General features: G+C 67.5%; 21 protein-coding genes. 11 read left to right on the top strand and 10 right to left on the bottom strand.

Going from position 1 to position 17,592, the window contains the following annotated elements:
* Positions 1-206 precede the first annotated feature (206 nt).
* The 7 genes from AC1DK9_RS11015 (at position 207) to AC1DK9_RS10985 (ending at position 4,083) form a co-directional block, all read left to right on the top strand.
* Positions 207-632: a CoA-binding protein gene (locus AC1DK9_RS11015; protein ID WP_476915944.1), complete on the top strand. Its 426-nt coding sequence runs from the start codon at positions 207-209 to the stop codon at positions 630-632.
* A 31-nt stretch (positions 633-663) separates the two neighbouring features.
* Positions 664-1,077, top strand: a complete 414-nt coding sequence (locus AC1DK9_RS11010; RefSeq protein WP_476915943.1) for an MmcQ/YjbR family DNA-binding protein — start codon at positions 664-666, stop codon at positions 1,075-1,077.
* Positions 1,074-1,619 carry a DUF1990 family protein gene (locus AC1DK9_RS11005; protein ID WP_476915942.1) on the top strand — a complete coding sequence of 182 codons (546 nt, stop codon included), beginning with the start codon at positions 1,074-1,076 and terminating at the stop codon, positions 1,617-1,619. Before AC1DK9_RS11010 ends, AC1DK9_RS11005 begins: the two co-directional genes overlap by 4 nt.
* Positions 1,620-1,631: 12 nt before the next feature.
* Complete coding sequence (locus tag AC1DK9_RS11000) at positions 1,632-2,234, top strand: hypothetical protein (RefSeq protein WP_476915941.1); 603 nt, start codon at positions 1,632-1,634, stop codon at positions 2,232-2,234.
* A gap of 58 nt (positions 2,235-2,292) precedes the next feature.
* Positions 2,293-2,610 (top strand): putative quinol monooxygenase, encoded by a 318-nt coding sequence (locus AC1DK9_RS10995; RefSeq protein WP_476861108.1) that lies wholly within the window; start codon positions 2,293-2,295, stop codon positions 2,608-2,610.
* Between the two features lie 92 nt (positions 2,611-2,702).
* A complete protein-coding gene (locus tag AC1DK9_RS10990) occupies positions 2,703-2,996 on the top strand; it encodes a DUF503 domain-containing protein (protein WP_476915940.1) in 294 nt (97 codons plus the stop codon).
* A gap of 124 nt (positions 2,997-3,120) precedes the next feature.
* Complete coding sequence (locus AC1DK9_RS10985) at positions 3,121-4,083, top strand: hypothetical protein (protein ID WP_476915939.1); 963 nt, start codon at positions 3,121-3,123, stop codon at positions 4,081-4,083.
* Positions 4,084-4,193: 110 nt separating this feature from the next.
* On the opposite strand, the gene purL is transcribed toward AC1DK9_RS10985, so the two are convergent.
* From purL to purS, 3 genes are read right to left on the bottom strand one after another with little or no spacing between them, the layout of a single operon-like run.
* A complete protein-coding gene (purL, locus tag AC1DK9_RS10980; protein ID WP_476915938.1) occupies positions 4,194-6,527 on the bottom strand; it encodes a phosphoribosylformylglycinamidine synthase subunit PurL in 2,334 nt (777 codons plus the stop codon).
* Positions 6,524-7,282 (bottom strand): phosphoribosylformylglycinamidine synthase subunit PurQ, encoded by a 759-nt coding sequence (gene purQ / locus AC1DK9_RS10975; protein WP_476915937.1) that lies wholly within the window; start codon positions 7,280-7,282, stop codon positions 6,524-6,526. The genes purL and purQ overlap by 4 nt, the downstream gene beginning before the upstream one ends.
* 1 nt (position 7,283) lies before the next feature.
* Positions 7,284-7,535 (bottom strand): phosphoribosylformylglycinamidine synthase subunit PurS, encoded by a 252-nt coding sequence (gene purS / locus AC1DK9_RS10970; protein ID WP_011690410.1) that lies wholly within the window; start codon positions 7,533-7,535, stop codon positions 7,284-7,286.
* 224 nt (positions 7,536-7,759) lie between these two features.
* On the opposite strand from purS, the gene AC1DK9_RS10965 reads away from it, so the two are divergent.
* On the top strand, positions 7,760-7,945 hold the full coding sequence (locus tag AC1DK9_RS10965) for a hypothetical protein (protein ID WP_476861103.1): 186 nt from the start codon (positions 7,760-7,762) through the stop codon (positions 7,943-7,945).
* Between the two features lie 342 nt (positions 7,946-8,287).
* The gene (locus AC1DK9_RS10960) at positions 8,288-11,383 is read left to right on the top strand and encodes a S8 family serine peptidase (protein WP_476915936.1); all 3,096 of its coding nucleotides are present in this window, start codon (positions 8,288-8,290) and stop codon (positions 11,381-11,383) included.
* Between the two features lie 135 nt (positions 11,384-11,518).
* On the opposite strand, the gene AC1DK9_RS10955 is transcribed toward AC1DK9_RS10960, so the two are convergent.
* The 4 genes from AC1DK9_RS10955 to AC1DK9_RS10940 form a co-directional block, all read right to left on the bottom strand.
* Positions 11,519-11,917 carry a subtilase-type protease inhibitor gene (locus tag AC1DK9_RS10955; RefSeq protein WP_476861101.1) on the bottom strand — a complete coding sequence of 133 codons (399 nt, stop codon included), beginning with the start codon at positions 11,915-11,917 and terminating at the stop codon, positions 11,519-11,521.
* Positions 11,914-12,873 carry a 3-methyladenine DNA glycosylase gene (locus tag AC1DK9_RS10950; RefSeq protein WP_476861579.1) on the bottom strand — a complete coding sequence of 320 codons (960 nt, stop codon included), beginning with the start codon at positions 12,871-12,873 and terminating at the stop codon, positions 11,914-11,916. Before AC1DK9_RS10950 ends, AC1DK9_RS10955 begins: the two co-directional genes overlap by 4 nt.
* The gene (locus AC1DK9_RS10945) at positions 12,866-13,423 is read right to left on the bottom strand and encodes an SSI family serine proteinase inhibitor (RefSeq protein ID WP_476861100.1); all 558 of its coding nucleotides are present in this window, start codon (positions 13,421-13,423) and stop codon (positions 12,866-12,868) included. Before AC1DK9_RS10945 ends, AC1DK9_RS10950 begins: the two co-directional genes overlap by 8 nt.
* A gap of 69 nt (positions 13,424-13,492) precedes the next feature.
* Positions 13,493-13,981, bottom strand: coding sequence for a MarR family winged helix-turn-helix transcriptional regulator (locus tag AC1DK9_RS10940; protein WP_476861099.1), 489 nt, complete (start codon positions 13,979-13,981; stop codon positions 13,493-13,495).
* Between the two features lie 81 nt (positions 13,982-14,062).
* Between AC1DK9_RS10940 and AC1DK9_RS10935 the strand changes: the two genes are divergently transcribed.
* Positions 14,063-14,287, top strand: coding sequence for a hypothetical protein (locus AC1DK9_RS10935; RefSeq protein ID WP_476861098.1), 225 nt, complete (start codon positions 14,063-14,065; stop codon positions 14,285-14,287).
* A gap of 212 nt (positions 14,288-14,499) precedes the next feature.
* Positions 14,500-14,733: a hypothetical protein gene (locus tag AC1DK9_RS10930; RefSeq protein WP_476861097.1), complete on the top strand. Its 234-nt coding sequence runs from the start codon at positions 14,500-14,502 to the stop codon at positions 14,731-14,733.
* Between the two features lie 73 nt (positions 14,734-14,806).
* Here the strand turns inward: AC1DK9_RS10930 and AC1DK9_RS10925 are convergent, their stop codons facing one another.
* The 3 genes from AC1DK9_RS10925 to recR form a co-directional block, all read right to left on the bottom strand.
* The gene (locus tag AC1DK9_RS10925; RefSeq protein WP_476861096.1) at positions 14,807-16,165 is read right to left on the bottom strand and encodes an aspartate kinase; all 1,359 of its coding nucleotides are present in this window, start codon (positions 16,163-16,165) and stop codon (positions 14,807-14,809) included.
* 208 nt (positions 16,166-16,373) lie between these two features.
* Complete coding sequence (locus tag AC1DK9_RS10920; RefSeq protein ID WP_476915935.1) at positions 16,374-16,970, bottom strand: GNAT family N-acetyltransferase; 597 nt, start codon at positions 16,968-16,970, stop codon at positions 16,374-16,376.
* Positions 16,971-16,978: 8 nt separating this feature from the next.
* Positions 16,979-17,578, bottom strand: a complete 600-nt coding sequence (recR, locus tag AC1DK9_RS10915) for a recombination mediator RecR (protein ID WP_476861094.1) — start codon at positions 17,576-17,578, stop codon at positions 16,979-16,981.
* Positions 17,579-17,592: the final 14 nt, after the last annotated feature.

Raw genomic sequence — 17,592 nt, 5'->3', positions numbered from 1 at the left:
GCTGCGGCTTCATCGATCCAGGTCTCTCGGCCGCTCGGGATGGTCATTACCCACTAAAGCGGAAGTGCGAATTTTCCCCAAATCAGGCGCGTAATATTCGGACACCTCCCAGCTTTGCGCCGGGTTCCCGCCGATTGTTCGGACTGCCGCCCCGGGCCGGCCCGTTGCGCCCCGGCCCCGCCCCTCGCGGGACGTAGGCTGGGCAGATGACCCATGTGAACGACCCCGCGGTTATCGAACGGCTCCTGCGCACGAAGGGCAGGTGGGCGATCGTAGGCCTGACCACCAACGAGTGGCGCGCCGCCTACGACACCTCCCTGTACATCCGCGATCGGCTCGGCATGGAGATCATCCCGGTCAACCTCCCGGCGGACCCGGTGCACGGCGAGACGGGCTACGCCAGGCTGTCGGACATTCCGGCGGCGAAGCAGCCGATCGACGTCGTGGATTGCTTCGTGAATTCGCACAAGGTGGGGGATGTGGTGGACCACGCGATCGCCGCCGGAGCGAAGGCTGTCTGGCTGCAGTTGGGCGTCATCGACGAAGCGGCCGCCGCACGTGCTAAAGCTGCAGGCCTGGACGTGGTCATGAACGCCTGCCCCGCCCAGGAAGCGCCCCGCCTCGGCCTCTGACGGGCGCCGCCGGCCCGGCTAGGCTGGGAGCATGGACGCAGCAGCACTCCGCGGGATTTGCCTGACCTTTCCCGGCGCCTTCGAGGACTATCCCTTCGGGCCCGAGACGTCCGTCTTCAAGGTCCGCGCCGCCATCCCCGGCGGGGCCCGGCACGAGGCCAAGATGTTCGCGCTGTCCGCGCTGGACGCGGCCGAGCTCGCCGTGAGCCTGAAGTGCGAACCCGCGCTCGCCGAACAGCTGCGGGCCGCGCACCCCGAAATCACCGGCGCCTGGCATCTGAACAAACGGCACTGGAACGGAGTCAGGCTGGACGGTTCGTTGCCGGATTCCATGATCCGCGACATGGTGGAGGACTCCTACGACCTCGTGGTCGCCACCCTGAGCCGCCGCCAGCAGGAGCAGCTCGGCTGGGCCCGGCTCGCCCGCGGGGAGGCGCAGCCGTGACGGCGCGGATCGCGGCCGGCGAACTGAACTATCCGGGGATCGGGGCCACCGAGGGCGGTCCGCTGCCGGACGGGATCGAATGCCTCGTCAGCCAGGCCTATGTGGGCGACGGCGAGGCGGCCTACCGCCGGGCCGTGCAGGGACTGCTGACGTGGCAGCTGCACAAGCGGGCCGGGCTGCGCGTCCGCGCGGAGACCGACGTCGTGTACCCCGGGACGCGGGTGGTGAGCGGCTTCGGCGTCGGGCCGTTCCGGATCAACGCGCCCTGTGAAGTCGTGTGGGTGCGCCGGCCCCTCCCCGGCGGCGGCCCGCAATCGGCGGGTTTCGGCTACGGGACCCTGCCCGGGCATCCGGTCCGCGGCGAGGAATCGTTCGAAATTTCGCTCGACGAACAGGGCCTGGTGCTGATCAAGATCACCGCCTTCGGTGTTCCCGCCAACTGGTTCTATGCTGCCGGCGGCGCCATCACGGCGCGGGCGCGCCGGCTGGTCACTTCCCGATACCTTAGGAGTGCGCAAGAACTGGCCGCAGGTGTGAACTGAGAGGAGCAGAGAATGCTGAATCAACAGACCCTTGACCGATTCTGGAACTTTGACGATCCCGGGCTTTCGGAAACCCGCTTCCGTACCGCGCTTGAGGATCCGAACTTCGACGACGACGAACGGGCCGAGCTCGCCACGCAGCTGGGCCGGGCCATCGGGCTGCAGGGCCGTTACGAGGAAGCCGACGAACTGCTGGACGGCATCGACGGCGACGAGCCCACGGTGGCCGTCCGGGTGCTGCTGGAGCGGGGCCGGGTGCTGAACTCGAGCGGCCACGCGGAGATGGCGGTTCCGCTGTTCGAGCAGGCCGCCGAACTTGCCGACCACCTCGGCGAAGATTTTCTGGCCGTCGACGCCCTGCACATGCTGGCGATCGCTGACGCCGCGCATGCCGAGACGTGGACCCGCAGCGCCCTGGAGTACGCGTCCACGGTGCAGGATGCCCGGACCCGGCGCTGGATGGTGGCGCTGCACAACAACCTCGGCTGGACCCTGCACGAGGCCGGGCGATGCGCCGAGGCCATGGTCGAGTTCCAGCTTGCCGAGCAGTGGGCCGAACGGGTGGGCACGCCGCAGCAGCAGGAACGCGCCCGGGAGGCAATCGACGCCTGCTGAGCGACGCCCCGAACTGTAAGAATGGAAGACCGATCTACCCCCACCGAAAGGCCCAGCCGTGATCTTCATCGTCGTTAAATTCAAGGTCAAGCCCGACTGGTCCGAGCGCTGGCTCGGCCTCGTGGAGGACTTCACCCAGGCCACCCGGCAGGAGCCCGGCAACCTGTGGTTCGACTGGTCCCGCAGCGTGGAAGACCCCAACGAGTTCGTCCTGGTCGAGGCCTTCAAGGACGACGCCGCGGGCGACCACGTCAACAGCGCCCACTTCAAGCAGGCCATGGCCGACATGCCGCAGGCCCTGGCCGAAACGCCCCGGATCATCAGCCGCCAGCTCGACGGCGAAGGCTGGGACCGGATGGGCGAACTTACCATCTAGGCCGGCCTACCCGGCAATCGATTGCTCCGTAACGGCCCTTTTGAGACCCCAAAAGGGAGCCGGTGGGGAGCAATGGGTGGGAAAATGTGGGCATGTGGATCGGCTGGATTGAATTCGATGTCCTCCTGGGCGACGTGCACAGCCTGAAGGAGAAGCGCTCCGTGGTCCGACCGGTGCTGGCCGAGCTCAAGCGACGCTTCGAGGTGTCCGTGACCGAGGCCGGACTGCAAGACCAGTACCGGCGAACCGTGATCGGCGTCGGGCTCGTCGCGGCGGACCGGGCGCATCTGATCGAGGTGCTTGCCGCCGTCGGACGCTTCATGGCCGCCCGGCCGGAACTTGAGCTGCTCAGCGCCCGGCAGCGTGAACTCCGCAGCGACGACTGACCCCCACCCCGTCGGTTGCTCCACAGGTGCCCTTTTGGAGCGTCAAAACGGCACTTATGGAGCACTCGATCGGGCGGTGTGGATAACTTCAGCGACCCCGGCGCGTTTCTGCTCTGATGAAGCCATGAAAACCGCACGTCCACTGCCGGCTGAGTTCCGGGGCCRTCCCTTCACCACTGCTGAGGCCTCGGACGCGGGGGTGTCGCCCAAGAGGCTCCGCCACCGCTCGCTCGCCGCACTGGGCAGAGGCATTCGTTCCGCGGACCCGACGCCGGGCCTTCCGCTGAGCGTCTGTGTGCGGCCTTTCATCGAGGTCAATGAGCGGTGCGCCGCATCGCACCTCACAGCGGCGGAGCTTGGTTCGCTTCCGGCGCGTCGAGCAAAGGAGGCACCCGGGATGTACCACGTGATCAGGCCCGAAGGTGCGGCCCATCTCAACCGGCCGCACGTCATCGTTCACCGGATGAAGCTCTACGACGACGAGATCACCGTTCTGGACGGAATTCCGCTCACCACCCCTGAGCGCACCTGGCTGGACCTGGCCGAAATGCTGACCGTTGACGAACTCGTAGTGGCCGGCGACAGTTGCGTCCGGGTGCCACGGCGTGAGTTCGATGGCAGGGATCTGCCGCTGTGCAACATCGGGGATCTGCAGCGGATGATCGACCGCCACCGCGGAAAACGCGGGATCCGCAAGGCACGGGAGGCGCTAGAGCTGATCCGCGTCGGATCGGATTCGCCGCAGGAGACCTTGCTGCGGTTGGCTCTCGTCCGGGCTGGCCTGCCGGAACCGGAGCTGAACGTGCCGATCATCGACGACGCCGGCATGAACCACCACGAACCCGACCTGTCTTTCCGGAAGTACCGGGTCGGCGTCGAGTACGAGGGTGAACACCACGGCGATGAGGGACAGATCGTCCGCGACATATCCAGGTCGGAGCGCTACACGGCGCTCGGCTGGACGGAGGTCAGGATCTCCAAGCGCCACATGGGCGATGACGCCAAGGCCGCGGTGGCCAAGGTCCGGACCGCGCTCATCCAGGCCGGCTGGCGCCCCGGGGGTAAAACCAAAACGACTGCTCCGTAACCGCCGTTTTGAGGGCTCAAAAGGGCAGTTACGGAGCAGTCGATGGCGGGGTGGGCCCACGCCGCCAGGGTTCCCTGGCCGAGCTTGCGAGGCGAGGGTGGCGGTGGGGACTAGCCGAAGTACTTCGGCAGCGTCCCCTCGTGGGCTTCGCGGAGTGCGTCCAGGCGCAGCGGGTCGACGCCGTTGATTTCCAGCGTGCCGCTTTCGGCATCGACGACGCCGATCCGGACGTGCTCGAAGCCTCGGGCGGTGCACATGTCCTTGAACCGGATTTCCTCCGAGCGGGGCACCGCCACGATGGCGCGGGCCTGGGACTCGGAGAAGAGGGCGGAGAACAGGTCCACGCCGTCGCGGTCCATGACGTCCTGCAGCGAGATACGGGCGCCGACGCCGTAGCGCAAGGCGGACTCCACGAGGGCCGCCGCGAGGCCGCCTTCGGAGAGGTCGTGGGCGGAGTCCACCATGCCGTCGCGCGAGGCGTTGATCAGGATTTCGCCGAGCTCGCGCTCGGCGGCGAGGTCAACCTTGGGCGGCAGGCCGCCGAGGTGTCCGCGCAGCTTGGACCATTCCGAGCCGTCCAGTTCCGCCGCGGTCGTGCCCAGCAGGTAGATGGCCTGGCCGTCTTCGCGCCAGCCCGAGGGCGTGCGGCGGGCGACGTCGTCCAGCTTGCCGAGCACAGCCACCACGGGGGAGGGGTGGATCGGCGTGGTCCCGGTCTGGTTGTAGAGCGAGACGTTGCCGCCAGTGACCGGGATGCCGAGCACCATGCAGGCGTCGGACAGGCCGCGGATCGCTTCGGCGAGCTGCCACATGACGTCGGGATCCTCGGGGGAGCCGAAGTTCAGGCAGTCGCTGACGGCCATCGGCACGGCGCCGGCGGTGGCCACATTGCGGTATGCCTCGGCCAGGGCCAGCTGCGCGCCGTGGTACGGATCGAGGTAGGTGTAGCGGCCGTTGGCGTCGGTGGCCAGTGCCACGCCGAGCCCGGTTTCCTCGTCCACCCGGACCACGCCGGCGTCGTCCGGGAACGCCATGGCGGTGTTGCCGCCGACGTAGCGGTCGTACTGGTCGGTGATCCAGGATTTGGAGCACATGTTCGGCGAGGCGACGAGCTCGGTGACGGCCGATGCCAGTTCCGCGGGGGCCGCGGGACGGCCGCTGTCCTGCACGGAGCCGGTGAAGGCGTCGGCCTGGACCGTGTCCTGCCACTCGGGCCGGGCGAACGGACGGTCGTAGACCGGTCCGTCGTGGGCCACGGTGCGCGGGTCGACGTCGACAATCACTTCGCCGTCCCAGGTGATGATGAGGCGGCCGGTGTCGGTGACCTCGCCCAGCCAGGAGTACTCCACGGCCCACTTGTCCATGACCGCTTCGAACGCGGCGATGTTCTCGGGGGTGACGACGGCCATCATGCGTTCCTGCGACTCGGACATCAGGATCTCGCCCGGGGTCAGCGTGGGGTCGCGCAGCAGCACGGAGGTGAGCTCCACTTCCATGCCGCCGTCGCCGTTGGAGGCGAGCTCGGACGTGGCGCAGGAAATGCCGGCCGCGCCCAGGTCCTGGATGCCCTCAACCAGGGAACCCTTGAACAGTTCGAGGCAGCATTCGATCAGGACCTTTTCGGCGAACGGGTCGCCCACCTGCACAGCGGGGCGCTTGGACGGCTTGGTGTCGTCGAAGGACTCGGAGGCGAGCACCGAGGCGCCGCCGATCCCGTCGCCGCCGGTGCGTGCACCGAACAGCACCACCTTGTTGCCCTTGCCGGAGGCGTTGGCGAGGCGGATGTCCTCGTGCCGCATGACGCCGACGGCGAGGGCGTTGACAAGCGGGTTGCCCTGGTAGACGGAGTCGAAGACCATTTCGCCGCCAATGTTCGGCAGGCCCAGGGAGTTGCCGTAGCCGCCGATGCCGGCCACCGCGCCGTGCATGACGCGGGCGGTGTCCGGGTGGTCGATCGCGCCGAACCGCAGCGGGTCCATCACGGCCACCGGGCGGGCGCCCATCGAGATGATGTCGCGGACAATGCCGCCGATGCCGGTCGCGGCACCCTGGTAGGGCTCAACGAAGGACGGCGAGTTGTGCGACTCGATCTTGAACGTCACGGCCCAGCCGTCGCCCAGGTTGGTCACGCCGGCGTTCTCGCCGATGCCGACGAGCATGTCCTTCTTCATCTCCTCGGTCACCTTTTCGCCGAACTGGCGCAGGTGGTTCTTGGAGGACTTGTAGGAGCAGTGCTCGCTCCACATCACCGAGTACATGGCGAGCTCGGCGCCGGTCGGGCGCCGGCCGAGGACCTTGACCACCTCGTCGAACTCGTTCTGCTTCAGGCCCAGCTCGGCCCAGGGGAGTTCGGTGTCCGGGGTCCGGGCCGCGTTCTCCACGGTGTCGATGTTGAACTTCCTGGCGGTCTCCGCGGGCGCCGCCACTGCGGGTGTGTCCGTCATTTGTTGTCTCCCACGATCTTGTTCAGGACAGAGGTGAAGAAGCCGAGGCCCTCGGTGCCGGAGCCGGCCTCCGGACCGAAGCCCGGCTCGACAGCGTGCTCGGGGTGCGGCATGAGGCCGACGACGTTGCCGGCGGCGTTGGAGATGCYGGCGATGTCGCGGCGGGAGCCGTTCGGGTTCCAACCGACGTAGCGGAACACCACGCGGCCCTCGGCTTCCAGCGCGTCGAGGGTCTTCTCATCCGCGATGTACTGGCCGTCCTGGTTCTTCAGCGGCACCGTGATTTCCTGGCCGGCGGCGTAATCCCGGGTCCAGTCGGTCGTGTTGTTTTCGACCCGCAGGACCTGGTCGCGGCACAGGAACTTCAGGTGGTCGTTCTTGATCATCGAGCCGGGCAGAAGGTGCGACTCGGTGAGGATCTGGAAACCGTTGCAGATGCCGAGGACCGGCAGCTTGGCGTCCGAGTTGGCCGCGTCGATGACCTTGGCCATCAGCGGCGCGAAGCGCGAGATGGCGCCGGCGCGCAGGTAGTCGCCGTAGGAGAAACCGCCGGGGATCACGACGGCGTCGACGTCGCCCAGGGTGGTGTCGGCGTGCCAGAGCGCCACCGGGGTGGCGCCGGCCAGGCGCACGGCGCGGGCGGCGTCGCGGTCGTCGAGCGTGCCCGGGAAGGTGACGACGCCGATCCTCGCCCCCGCGAGCTGGGGGTGTGCGGCGACGGCAACGGCCTCGCCGATCAGGGGAAGTTCAGTCATGTCAGGCCTCGACGACCTCGACGTTGACGACGTCTTCGATGACCGGGTTGGAGAGCAGGGTTTCCGCGGCGTTCCGGGCCTGGGCCAGGATCTCCTCGGTCACCTCGCCGTCAACGGTCAGTTCGAAGCGCTTGCCCTGGCGGACAGAGCTGAAAGCGGTGAAGCCCAGGCGGGGCAGCGCACCCACGATGGCCTTCCCCTGCGGGTCGAGAATCTCGGGCTTGGGCATGACGTCGACAACGATCCGGGGCATCCGGCAACTCCTGTGCGTGAGCATTGGGTAAGGGCGCAGCGGAGTTGTGCCGTCTCACGCCGATCCGCTGTGGTGGACAGCGTGATGCGGGCGCTCCGCGAGCTTGCATGCCTATTCTACCGGGCGGCGTGCACCACGCCGCATTCGTGACCGGGCGGCACTGGCGGCTGCCCGGATCCCGGGTGGCTATGGTCTCGGCTGGGTGCGCTCAGTAGGATGTCCGCATGGCTGAGAAATCGAAATCCGTGCTGCTTCCCGTGATGGCCGCCGCCGTCTTCGCGGGCCTTGGCCGGATGGTGCTGCAGAAGATCAAGGCGGACCGGGCGGCCAGGTCCAGCAAGGTGGCCAGACCCCTTGATGACAAGACGCGGGCCTGGATCAGCGAGGTTGTCCGAACACCCCGGCAGTAGCCTGCCGGTGCGGCCGGGGCCCAGCAGCCCCCCTTAATTTCCCGTTTAAAGCCGGGGCGGCGTCGCCGCCCCGGCTTTGCCATGCCCCGGGAACCGTGTCGATTGTCGAGCGATGTGACTAATTTCGATTAGCCCTCTGTGGTCTATGTCATATTTGGCTCTCAGTCTGTACTGTATGAATCGGCTGGTATCCGCTGGGGGCGAGAGTCAACTCCTGATCCCGCACCCGAACCAGCCCTCGTCCCCGGCAATGGCGCCGGGACCGTTCCTTCTGAAAGGTTCAAATCACTCGTGAAATCACCAGGAAAGAGCTTCCTTCGAAGCGGGGGACTCCGGAGGGCCGTGGCACTGACCCTGGGCTTGCCGGTTCTCCTTTCAACAGTCGCCATTGCGCCCGCCACCGCGGCGCCGGCGCAGGGATCCACCGTCGCCGAAATCGCGCAGAAAAATCTGGACCCCGCTAACTACCCGGACGGCCGCTACATCGTCCTGCTGGCCGAAGAGCCGGCGGCCACCTACGACGGCGGCACGAGCGGGCTGCCCGCCACGAAGCCCGCGAAGGGCAAGAAGCTCGACACCAACAAGTCCGAGGTCAAAAAATACCGCGCCCACCTGGAGAAGAAGCAGGAGGACGTCGCGGGCAAGCAGAAGGTCAAGATCCAGCGCCAGTTCTCCGCTGCGGTCAACGGCTTCAGCGCCACCCTCACCACGGACCAGGCCGTCAAGCTCGCCAAGGACCCCAGCGTCCTGACGGTGGCCCCCGACACGGAGAACGCTCCGGATTATTCCAGTACCGACTTCCTCAAGCTCAGCGGCCCCAACGGGACGTGGAACACCAAGTTCGGCGGTCAGGATGCTGCCGGCAAGGGCGTCGTCGTGGGCGTAATCGACACCGGCTACACGCCGGACAGTGCCTTCTTCGCCGGCGATGAGGTTAAGCCGCTCGTCGGCGCCCCCGTCGTCGGGGTGCCCTACCGCACCGCGGACGGCAAGATCGCCATGCTCAAGGCCGACGGCGAGACCTTCACCGGCGAGTGCCAGAAGGGCACCGGAACCGGTGCGTCCTTCGACGGCTCCGCCTGCAACTCCAAGGTCCTCAGCGCGCACTACTTCGCCGATGATTTCCTCACCTACGTTCCGGCCGGTGACCGCGCCCCGGAGGAGCAGCTGTCTCCGGTGGACGTGGCCAGCCACGGAACCCACACGGCCAGCACGGCTGCCGGCAACAAGAACGTCGAGACCTTCGTTGACGGCCGCAGCTTCGGCCTGACCAGCGGCATCGCACCCGCCGCGAAGCTGTCCGTCTACAAGGTTTGCTGGGAAGACACCGATCCGAACACGGGCGGCTGCTACAGCTCCTCCTCCGTGGCTGCCGTCGAGCAGGCCATCGAGGACGGCGTCGACGTCCTGAACTACTCCATCTCCGGCTCCGCGACCTCCGTCATCGACCCGGTGTCGGTGGCCTTCTTGAACGCGGCCGCGACCGGCATCTTCGTTGCCGCTTCGGCCGGCAACTCCGGGCCCACCGCCAGCACGGTCAACCACGGCGCGCCGTGGGTCACCACGGTCGCCGCCAGCAGCTTCTCCCAGGAGCTCCAGGGCACGGTGGAATTCGCTGACGGCACCAAGTTCCGCGGCGCCAGCATCATGAACCGCGAAGTCAAGGACGCCGGCGTCGTGCTGGCAGCCAACGCTGCGGCCAAGGCCGGAGACGCCAACGCGGCGCTGTGCGGCCCTGACACGCTGGACCCGGCCAAGGTTGCCGGCAAGGTTGTTGTCTGCGACCGCGGTGTCTTTGACCGCGTCGCCAAGAGCGCCGAGGTCAAGCGCGGCGGCGGCGTCGGGATGATCCTGGTGAACCTGAGTAACTCCTCGCTGGACGCTGACCAGCACTCGGTCCCGACCGTGCACGTGAACCCTCCGGCCACCGCAGCCATCAAGGCCAAGGTCACCGCTACCCCGGACATCAAGGTTTCACTGGTCAACAAGGACACCACCGGCCTGCCGCTGGAGGCCCAGCCGCAGATTGCCGGCTTCTCCTCCCGCGGTCCGCTGCTGGCCACCGACTCTGACCTGCTCAAGCCCGACGTCGCCGCTCCTGGTGTCGCCGTTCTCGCAGGTGTGTCGCCCATCGCCGAGGGTGGGGCCAAGTTCGGCTTCATGTCCGGCACCTCGATGGCTTCCCCGCACGTCGCCGGCTTCGGCGCCCTGCTGCTGGGCAAGAACCCGAACTGGTCGCCGGCCGCGGTGAAGTCCGCCATGATGACCACGGCCTCCGACGTCAAGCTCGCCGACGGGTCCAAGGACCCCGACGTCCACGCCACCGGCGCGGGCGAAGTCGATCCGGCCCGGATGGTTGATCCCGGCCTGATCTACGACGCTGGCATCGAGGACTACATGAAGTTCATCCAGGGCACGGGCGTCAACCTGAAGCTGCCGAGCAGCACCAAGCCGCGGGACATGAACGTCCCGTCCTTCGCGCTGGGCAACCTGACGGGCAAGATCGAGGTCACCCGCACGGTGACCGCACTCACCCCGGGCGTGTACAAGGTCACGGCCAATGTCCCCGGCATCAAGGTCAGCGTGGCTCCGGCCGCACTGAACTTCAAGGCAGCCGGCGAGAAGCGCACCTTCAAGGTCAGCTTCGAAAACCAGGGCGCGGCGCTCGGCAAGTTCGCCATGGGCTCGCTGACCTGGCGGGGCGCAGGCAAGACCGTCTCCTCACCCATCTCGGTCCGCCCGCAGTCCGTGGTGGCCCCGAAGGATGTCACCTTCACCACCCAGTCCGCCACCGGTTCCGGTGACATCAACGTTGTCTCCGGCACGAACGGCGCCACCAGCATGACCCTCGACGGCCTGTCGAAGGCGGATTCCTCCGCCGTCGAACTGGTCCCGGGCCCGTTCGCGGGCCTCGCGGATGCCTCGACGTTCGTCAAGACCGTCCAGGTTCCGGCCGGGGTGCCGCTGGCGAAGTTCTCGGTTCTCTCTTCTGACCCGAACTCCGACTTCGACATGTGGGTTGTCACTCCGCGCGGCGTGGAGCAGGTTGCCACGTCCTCGTCCAGCGAGACTCTGTCGGTCGCTAACCCGGCCGCTGGCAAGTACACGATCTACGCGAACCTGTACTCCAGCCCGGACGGCAAGGCCCGCAAGGCCTCCGTGGATGCGGCAGTGCTCGGCGCCAACGTCGGCAACGCGACCCTCTCGCCGAACCCGCTGAAGCTGACCAACGGCAAGGCCGGCAAGCTCACGCTCAACTGGACCGGGCTCGCAGTTGGTTCGTACATCGGCCGGGTGACCTTCGCCGGCGCCAGCGAGCCGACGTTCGTCAGCGTGGTCGTGACGCCGGCGGGCGCCACCACGGTTACTCCTGCTGCAGGGGCTCCCGCCACCGTTATGAACCAGGGCCCGGCGCAGGTCCGGAACAACGCCCTCTAGGCGGCTGAACACCAAATAACAGCGATGGCCGGCGGTTTTCACCGCCGGCCATCGCTGTTATTTGGTTTGTTCTTGCCTGGCGCCGTTCTCAGGTGGCGCCGTTCTTAGGTGGCGCCGTTCTTAGGTGGCGCCGTTTTAGGTGGCGCCAGTGGAGCCCGAGGTGCCGCCCAGCAGCGGAGCCATGGCACGCCACCGGGCTATCTCGCAGCCGTCGGTGCGGCTGAATTCACTGTGGACATCACGGCCCCGGAAGCGCCCGGTGACGACGGCCACCTGCGGGCCACCGTACTGCTGGGTGCAAAGCCGGGGCGGGCCGGGCTGCGGGAAAAAGACCTCCTCACCGTGAAGGCGGAGGGCTTCGAGCGCCGCAGCGGGGTCCGGCAGGGTGGACGCAGCGGACGGACCGCCGCCGTCGTCGGACACCAGGTGGAAGCTGTACTCCGGCGCGCCGGGGGCCTCCGTCAGGCGGATGGTGAGGTCGACGTCGTGCGGGCTGCCCGCTCCGGGGCTGGCAGTTCCGTGGTTGGCAGTCATGGGCGTCCTTCCTGTGCCGCGGTAAGAGGTGAGTCGGCGGCTGCGGCCGTCAGCAGCGGAGTGAGCTCGTGCAGCAGGCGCCGGCGCAGTTCCTGGGCCGTGTCGGCGAAGGCCCGCTGCTGTTCCACATATTCGGCCTTGCCGTCCGGCGTCTCGATCCGGATCGGCGGGTAGCCCCATTCGCTCAGCTCGTAAGGGGACGCCTGCATGTCCATCGCCCGGATCCGCCAGGAGAGCTTGAAGCAGTCCATGACCAGCTCGCTGGGCAGTGCGGGTGCGAGCTTGTACGCCCACTTGTAGAGGTCCATGTTGGCGTGCAGGCAGCCGGGCTGTTCCATGGTCCGCTGGTTCTCGCGGCTCGGCTCCAGGGTGTTCAGCGGCACGGCGTCCGGGGTGTAGAAACGGAACGCGTCAAAATGCGAGCAGCGGATCCGGTTGTCCTCGACCACCCGGTCCGTCTGCTCGGAACCCAGCCGCAGCTTGAGGTACTCGTGCCGCAGTTCGAACTTGTCCTGCCGGTAGACCATGGCCCACTCGTGCAGGCCGAAGCAGCCAAACTGCGCCGGCCGCGCGGCCGTTCCCGCCAGGATGATGCCGGCGAACTGAACGGCGTCGCGCCGCTCGCTGAGGAACCGGCGGACGTCGACGGTCACTGCGTCCGTCCCGGGCGCCAGCCCTGCGGCGGCGAGCTCGTCGGCGTCGGGAGTGCGGTAGTACTTCCAACCGGAGCGTTCCGCTGCGGCCGGCCCGGACAGCACGACGCCGGCGCCCGGGTGCCAGCGCAGCAGCTGGCCCGGTTTTTGGGTGTAGTAGGTGAAGAGGAAGTCCTCCACCGGGTGCTTTTGGCCGGCCGAGCGGCGGGCGAGGTAGGGATCGGAGTAGGTGCGGACGCGCTGCTGGTGGGCGGCTTCGCGCGCAAGCCAATCGTCCTGCGGAAGGTGCTGCAGTTTAGACAGCCCCTCCGGTTGAGCCCAGAATGTCCTTGGCTGCCTTCCACTGGGCGATCTCGCAGCCGTCCCGCAGGCTGAACTTGGATTCGACCGCCTTGCCGTCCACCGAGCCGGTGACCGTCGCCTGGTCGGGGCCGCCGTACTGCTGGGTGCATGCCTGGTTCGTGGCCCGGGGCGAGGGGCTGAGGAGCGCCGCGTTTTTCTTCAGGGCGGCGCAGGCGGCAGCGGCCGTGGGGTGCTTGCTCTCTGCCGCGGGAACGCCGTTTTTGCAGACCAGGGTGTAGCTGACGGCCTTGGCAGTTTCGGAGGGCTTGATCATGATGGCCAGCTCGGCGTTGCCTTGCCCAGGCCCCGCGGTAGGGGCCTCGGCCGACGGCGAGGGCGCCGGGGCGGTGGTTTCGGTGTCGGCGGAGGGGGTGCCGCCCGGCGACGAGGCGGAGGCGGACGCGGGGCCGGTGGACGAGGGGCTCGGGGCCGGTCCGCCGCCTGGTGAGCAGGCGGCCAGTCCGACGGCCGTCATCAAGATGAGCGCTGTGGGAATCTGGTTCTTGCGCATGGGCTCTTCTCCTCGGTCTCAGCCTCATTCTAGCGCCGCAGGGCCTCGGGGTGCCGGGCCGGAAGTACCCTAGCTTCCGGCAGCGCCGCCGTCTGCGGACCGGGTGGCGGCGATGAGCCGCATCATGGCGCCGTGCAGTTCGCCCACCTGCTCCCGGTTCAAGCCCAGCAGGGCCATCATGGTGCCCGGGACCGCCGTCGCCTGCTGCCGCAGTGCTGCGCCGGCCGGGGTCAGCCGGACGGCGAGGCTGCGCTCGTTGCCCTCGGCGCGTTGCCTAGTGATGTAACCCGCCGCTTCGAGCCGCCGGAGCAGCGGCGAAATCGTGGCCGGTTCCTGGGCGAGGGCGTCGCTGATGTCTCGGACGGACCGGGGGCTGGACTCCCAGAGGCAGAGCATCACAAGGTACTGCGGATGCGTGAGCCCCAGCTTGTCGAGCACGGGCTTGTAGGCGCCCACCACGCTGCGCGATGCGACGGTCAGGGCGAAGCAGAGCTGGTGTTCCAGCAGGAGATCCTCGTCCGCGACGGGGGTTCCGGGAGTTGCGATGACGTCGGTCATAGAGCCTCCTTCAAATAGTTAGTGCACTAATTATTAGCGTACACTGATGGAACCCACTCGTACGAAGGAGTCTTGGAAGCGATGGCGAAGGACAACACCGCCCAGCGGTTCATGCGGGCCACCGGTAAGCTGCGGGCAATCTTTGGACCGGCCAGCCGGACCTCGCTCGGCCATGAGATGAGCGAGCAGAACCGCCAGCTGCTGGCCCAGCGGCAGGCCGAGACCCAGCAGTGGGAGACCCTCCACCGGCCGGACGGCAGCACCTACGTGGTGCCCCGCAACCCCGAGGACAAGTCGCTGCGCTAAGGGTTGGGGCTGGGCCGCGGACGTTGGCCCGCCACGCGCCGCTGTCTGGCCGTCCCCGGGCCGCGCGGCGGCCGCCTTTTCCCGCCCAAGCCCGCCGCGCCTTTTGGCGCCGTCGGGCGTAAAATTGGGTCACTGGCGCCGCCCGCGCCACCGCTGTTCCAGATGGCCATTTAGCAGGACGTGGCCCGTCAGCAGGAGAGGGGGTGGGAAATATGGCACATGCGCTGAGGAAGGCTGCATTGAGCCGGCGCCTGCACCCGTCAGCCTGGGTGCGGTTCCTGTTTGGCCCTGCCTCGCGGGGGGACTACTCCGCACCGGTCGTGCACAAGCACGATGACTACGAGCACGCCTCGGAGACTGATCTCGCCGGCTTCGAAGTAGAGACCGACTCCCAGGGGCACCATTACGCAGTCCGCCGGGAAGACCTGCCGAAAGAACAGGTCTGACAACCAAGCCACACTGGTACGGAAAAGGGAGCGGCAACCGCCGCTCCCTTTTCAGGTTTTGCTCTGGAATCCGTTAGCGGCCCGTGCCGCCGTAGACCGTCGCCTCGTCCTCGCTGTCCAGGTCGAACGCCTTGTGGATGGCGCGCACGGCGTCGTCCAGCAGATCGGCATGGGTTACCACGGAGATGCGGATTTCCGAGGTGGAGATCATGTTGATGTTGATCCCGGCCTCGGAGAGCGCCGCGAAGAACCGTGCCGAGACGCCCGGGTGCGAGCGCATTCCCGCGCCGATCAGGGACAGCTTGCCGATCTTCTCGTTGTATTCGATGCTCTCGAAGCCGATTTCGGCCTGGGCGGCGCGGAGGGCGGCCAGGGCATCGGCGCCTTCGACGATGGGCAGCGTGAAGGAGATGTCCGTCCGGCCGGTGCCGTGGGTGGAGACGTTCTGGACAATCATGTCGATGTTGGAGTGGGCGTCCGCGATGACCTGGAAGATCGCCGCAGCCTTGCCGGGGATGTCCGGAACGCCAACCACCGTGACCTTGGCTTCGGAACGGTCGTGTGCAACGCCGGAGATGATTGGCTGCTCCAAGGCAACTCCCTCTTGAATCGTGATCTTGTCATCGGCGCTGGGCAGGACCCAGGTGCCTTCGTTCTGGCTGAATGAGGAACGGACGTGCAGCGGCACCCCGAAGCGGCGCGCATATTCCACGCAGCGCAGGTGCAGGATCTTGGCGCCGGACGCGGCGAGCTCCAGCATTTCCTCGCTGGAGATGCTGTCGATTTTCCGTGCCGACGGGACAACGCGCGGGTCCGCAGTGTAGATGCCGTCAACGTCGGTGAAGATCTCGCAGACGTCGGCGTCGAGGGCTGCCGCCAGCGCCACCGCCGTGGTGTCCGAACCGCCCCGGCCGAGCGTGGTGATCTCGTTCGTGGTCCGGCTCATGCCCTGGAAGCCGGCAACAATCGCGATGTGCCCCTTGTCGAGGGCGGTGCGGATCCGGTGCGGGTCGACGTCGATGATCCGGGCCTTGCCGTGGATGCCGTCGGTGATCATGCCTGCCTGGGACCCGGTGAAGGACTGGGCGGACGCGCCGTACTTGTTGATCGCCATCGCGAGCAGGGCCATGGAAATGCGCTCGCCGGCGGAGAGGAGCATGTCCATCTCGCGGGCCGGGGCCGAATCGGTCACCTGGCCGGCCAGATCGAGGAGCTCGTCGGTGGTGTCACCCATTGCCGAGACGACGACGACGACTTCGTCACCTGCGTTGTGGGCGTCCACAACCCGCCTTGCAACGCGCTTGATGCCTTCCGCGTCCGCCACGGAGGAACCGCCGAACTTCTTCACGACGAGGTGCTTGGTGGCGGCAGGAATCGCGGGCAGCGGCTGCGGCTGCGGTCCGGGGTGGACTTCGGTAGTGGGCAAACTCATGCGCGCACCCTCACTGGATCATCGGGGTTCTGGGCGAAGCAACCAAACAGCGCGGCCAGTCGGCGCGACGGCTGCTTCTGAGGCAAGTTTATCGCCGCGGGCGTCCCGGAGTTTAATTGTGACCGAATGCCAGACAGGCCCGGGCGCTTCCGGGCACTCTATGTCCATTCGGGGCAGGGGCCGTTGAGCATGTCCATCGCCCACCCACTCAGTCGAGCCGGTCGGGCAGCTCCGGCCGGTCGAGCCGGTACCGCCACGACGGGAGTTTTTTGCCCGCAGTGTCCTCGGCCGCGGTGAAGTAGCGATCGGGCCGGAATCCCAGATTCTCCAGCAGCCGGCGTGAGGGCAGGTTCGGTTCGTAGACCCCGGCGAACACCGTCCTGCTTGCCCGGACCGTGAACAACCATTCCACGAGGGCGCCTGCAGCCTCGCTGCCGAGGCCCAGCCCGTGGTGATCCGGGTGCAGGATGTAGCCGAGGCTCGCCGCGTGGGCCGGGATCCTGCCGGGTGCGGGAGGAGCGTCTGAGTTCCAGGTCCGGCCGTCGCCAATGACCTCCCCGCTTCCTCGGAGCTGTATCGCCCAACCCACGTTGAACCACTCCGCGGTGGACGCAGCAGCACTGTTGAGTATCTTCCGCAGCCTGGCCGTGTTCTCTTCGGCGCTGAAGGCTTGGTGGGAGAGATAGCGCACGGCTTCCGGGTGGCCGCGGAACCGCAGGAGCGCGCCGTCGTCGTCGGGGGTCAAGGGGCGCAAGATCAGGCGTTCGGTGCTGATCGAAGCAGGGGCGGCGCCGCCTTGTGTCACGGCAACCGTCAGCTCAGGGCGTTGCGGCGGCCCTCGAAGGCCCGGCCCAGGGTGACCTCGTCGGCGTATTCGAGGTCGCCGCCTACGGGAAGGCCGGACGCGAGCCGTGTGACGGTGATGCCGATCGACTTGAGCATCCGTGCGAGGTAGGTGGCCGTAGCCTCACCCTCCAGGTTGGGGTCCGTCGCGATGATGATTTCCTGGATGGCGCCGTCATTGAGGCGGGTGAGCAGTTCACGGATCCGAAGCTGTTCCGGGCCAATCCCGGCGATCGGGTTAATGGCACCGCCCAGCACGTGATACCGGCCGCGGAAGGACCGGGTGCGCTCTACGGCGAGTACGTCCTTGGACTCCTCCACGACACAAATCACGGCGGGGTCGCGGCGCGGGTCCCGGCAGATGTTGCACAGCTCTTGCTCGGTGACGTTGCCGCACACGGTGCAGAACTTCACCCGCTCCTTCACCGTCGTGATGGCCTCGACCAGGCGCTTCATGTCCTGCGGATCGGCTTCGAGGATGTGGAAGGCAAGCCGCTGGGCGGATTTGGGTCCGACGCCGGGCAGCCGGCCGAGCTCGTCGATCAGCTCCTGAACTGCACCTTCGTACACAATGTCCTCGTTCG

This window comes from Arthrobacter sp. 01T414 (genome assembly GCF_056398965.1).
This window is presented reverse-complemented; position numbering and strand designations above follow the sequence as displayed.

Coding starts and splice junctions, on each gene's coding strand:
- purL (WP_476915938.1), bottom strand. CDS start 6,527: ATGACGGACACACCCGCAGTGGCGGCGCCCGCGGAGACCGCCAGGAAG.
- AC1DK9_RS11000 (WP_476915941.1), top strand. CDS start 1,632: ATGCTGAATCAACAGACCCTTGACCGATTCTGGAACTTTGACGATCCC.
- purS (WP_011690410.1), bottom strand. CDS start 7,535: ATGCCCCGGATCGTTGTCGACGTCATGCCCAAGCCCGAGATTCTCGAC.
- AC1DK9_RS10955 (WP_476861101.1), bottom strand. CDS start 11,917: ATGACTGCCAACCACGGAACTGCCAGCCCCGGAGCGGGCAGCCCGCAC.
- AC1DK9_RS11010 (WP_476915943.1), top strand. CDS start 664: ATGGACGCAGCAGCACTCCGCGGGATTTGCCTGACCTTTCCCGGCGCC.
- AC1DK9_RS11015 (WP_476915944.1), top strand. CDS start 207: ATGACCCATGTGAACGACCCCGCGGTTATCGAACGGCTCCTGCGCACG.
- AC1DK9_RS10930 (WP_476861097.1), top strand. CDS start 14,500: ATGGCACATGCGCTGAGGAAGGCTGCATTGAGCCGGCGCCTGCACCCG.
- AC1DK9_RS10925 (WP_476861096.1), bottom strand. CDS start 16,165: ATGAGTTTGCCCACTACCGAAGTCCACCCCGGACCGCAGCCGCAGCCG.
- AC1DK9_RS10965 (WP_476861103.1), top strand. CDS start 7,760: ATGGCTGAGAAATCGAAATCCGTGCTGCTTCCCGTGATGGCCGCCGCC.
- AC1DK9_RS10990 (WP_476915940.1), top strand. CDS start 2,703: ATGTGGATCGGCTGGATTGAATTCGATGTCCTCCTGGGCGACGTGCAC.
- AC1DK9_RS10940 (WP_476861099.1), bottom strand. CDS start 13,981: ATGACCGACGTCATCGCAACTCCCGGAACCCCCGTCGCGGACGAGGAT.
- AC1DK9_RS10935 (WP_476861098.1), top strand. CDS start 14,063: ATGGCGAAGGACAACACCGCCCAGCGGTTCATGCGGGCCACCGGTAAG.
- AC1DK9_RS10945 (WP_476861100.1), bottom strand. CDS start 13,423: ATGCGCAAGAACCAGATTCCCACAGCGCTCATCTTGATGACGGCCGTC.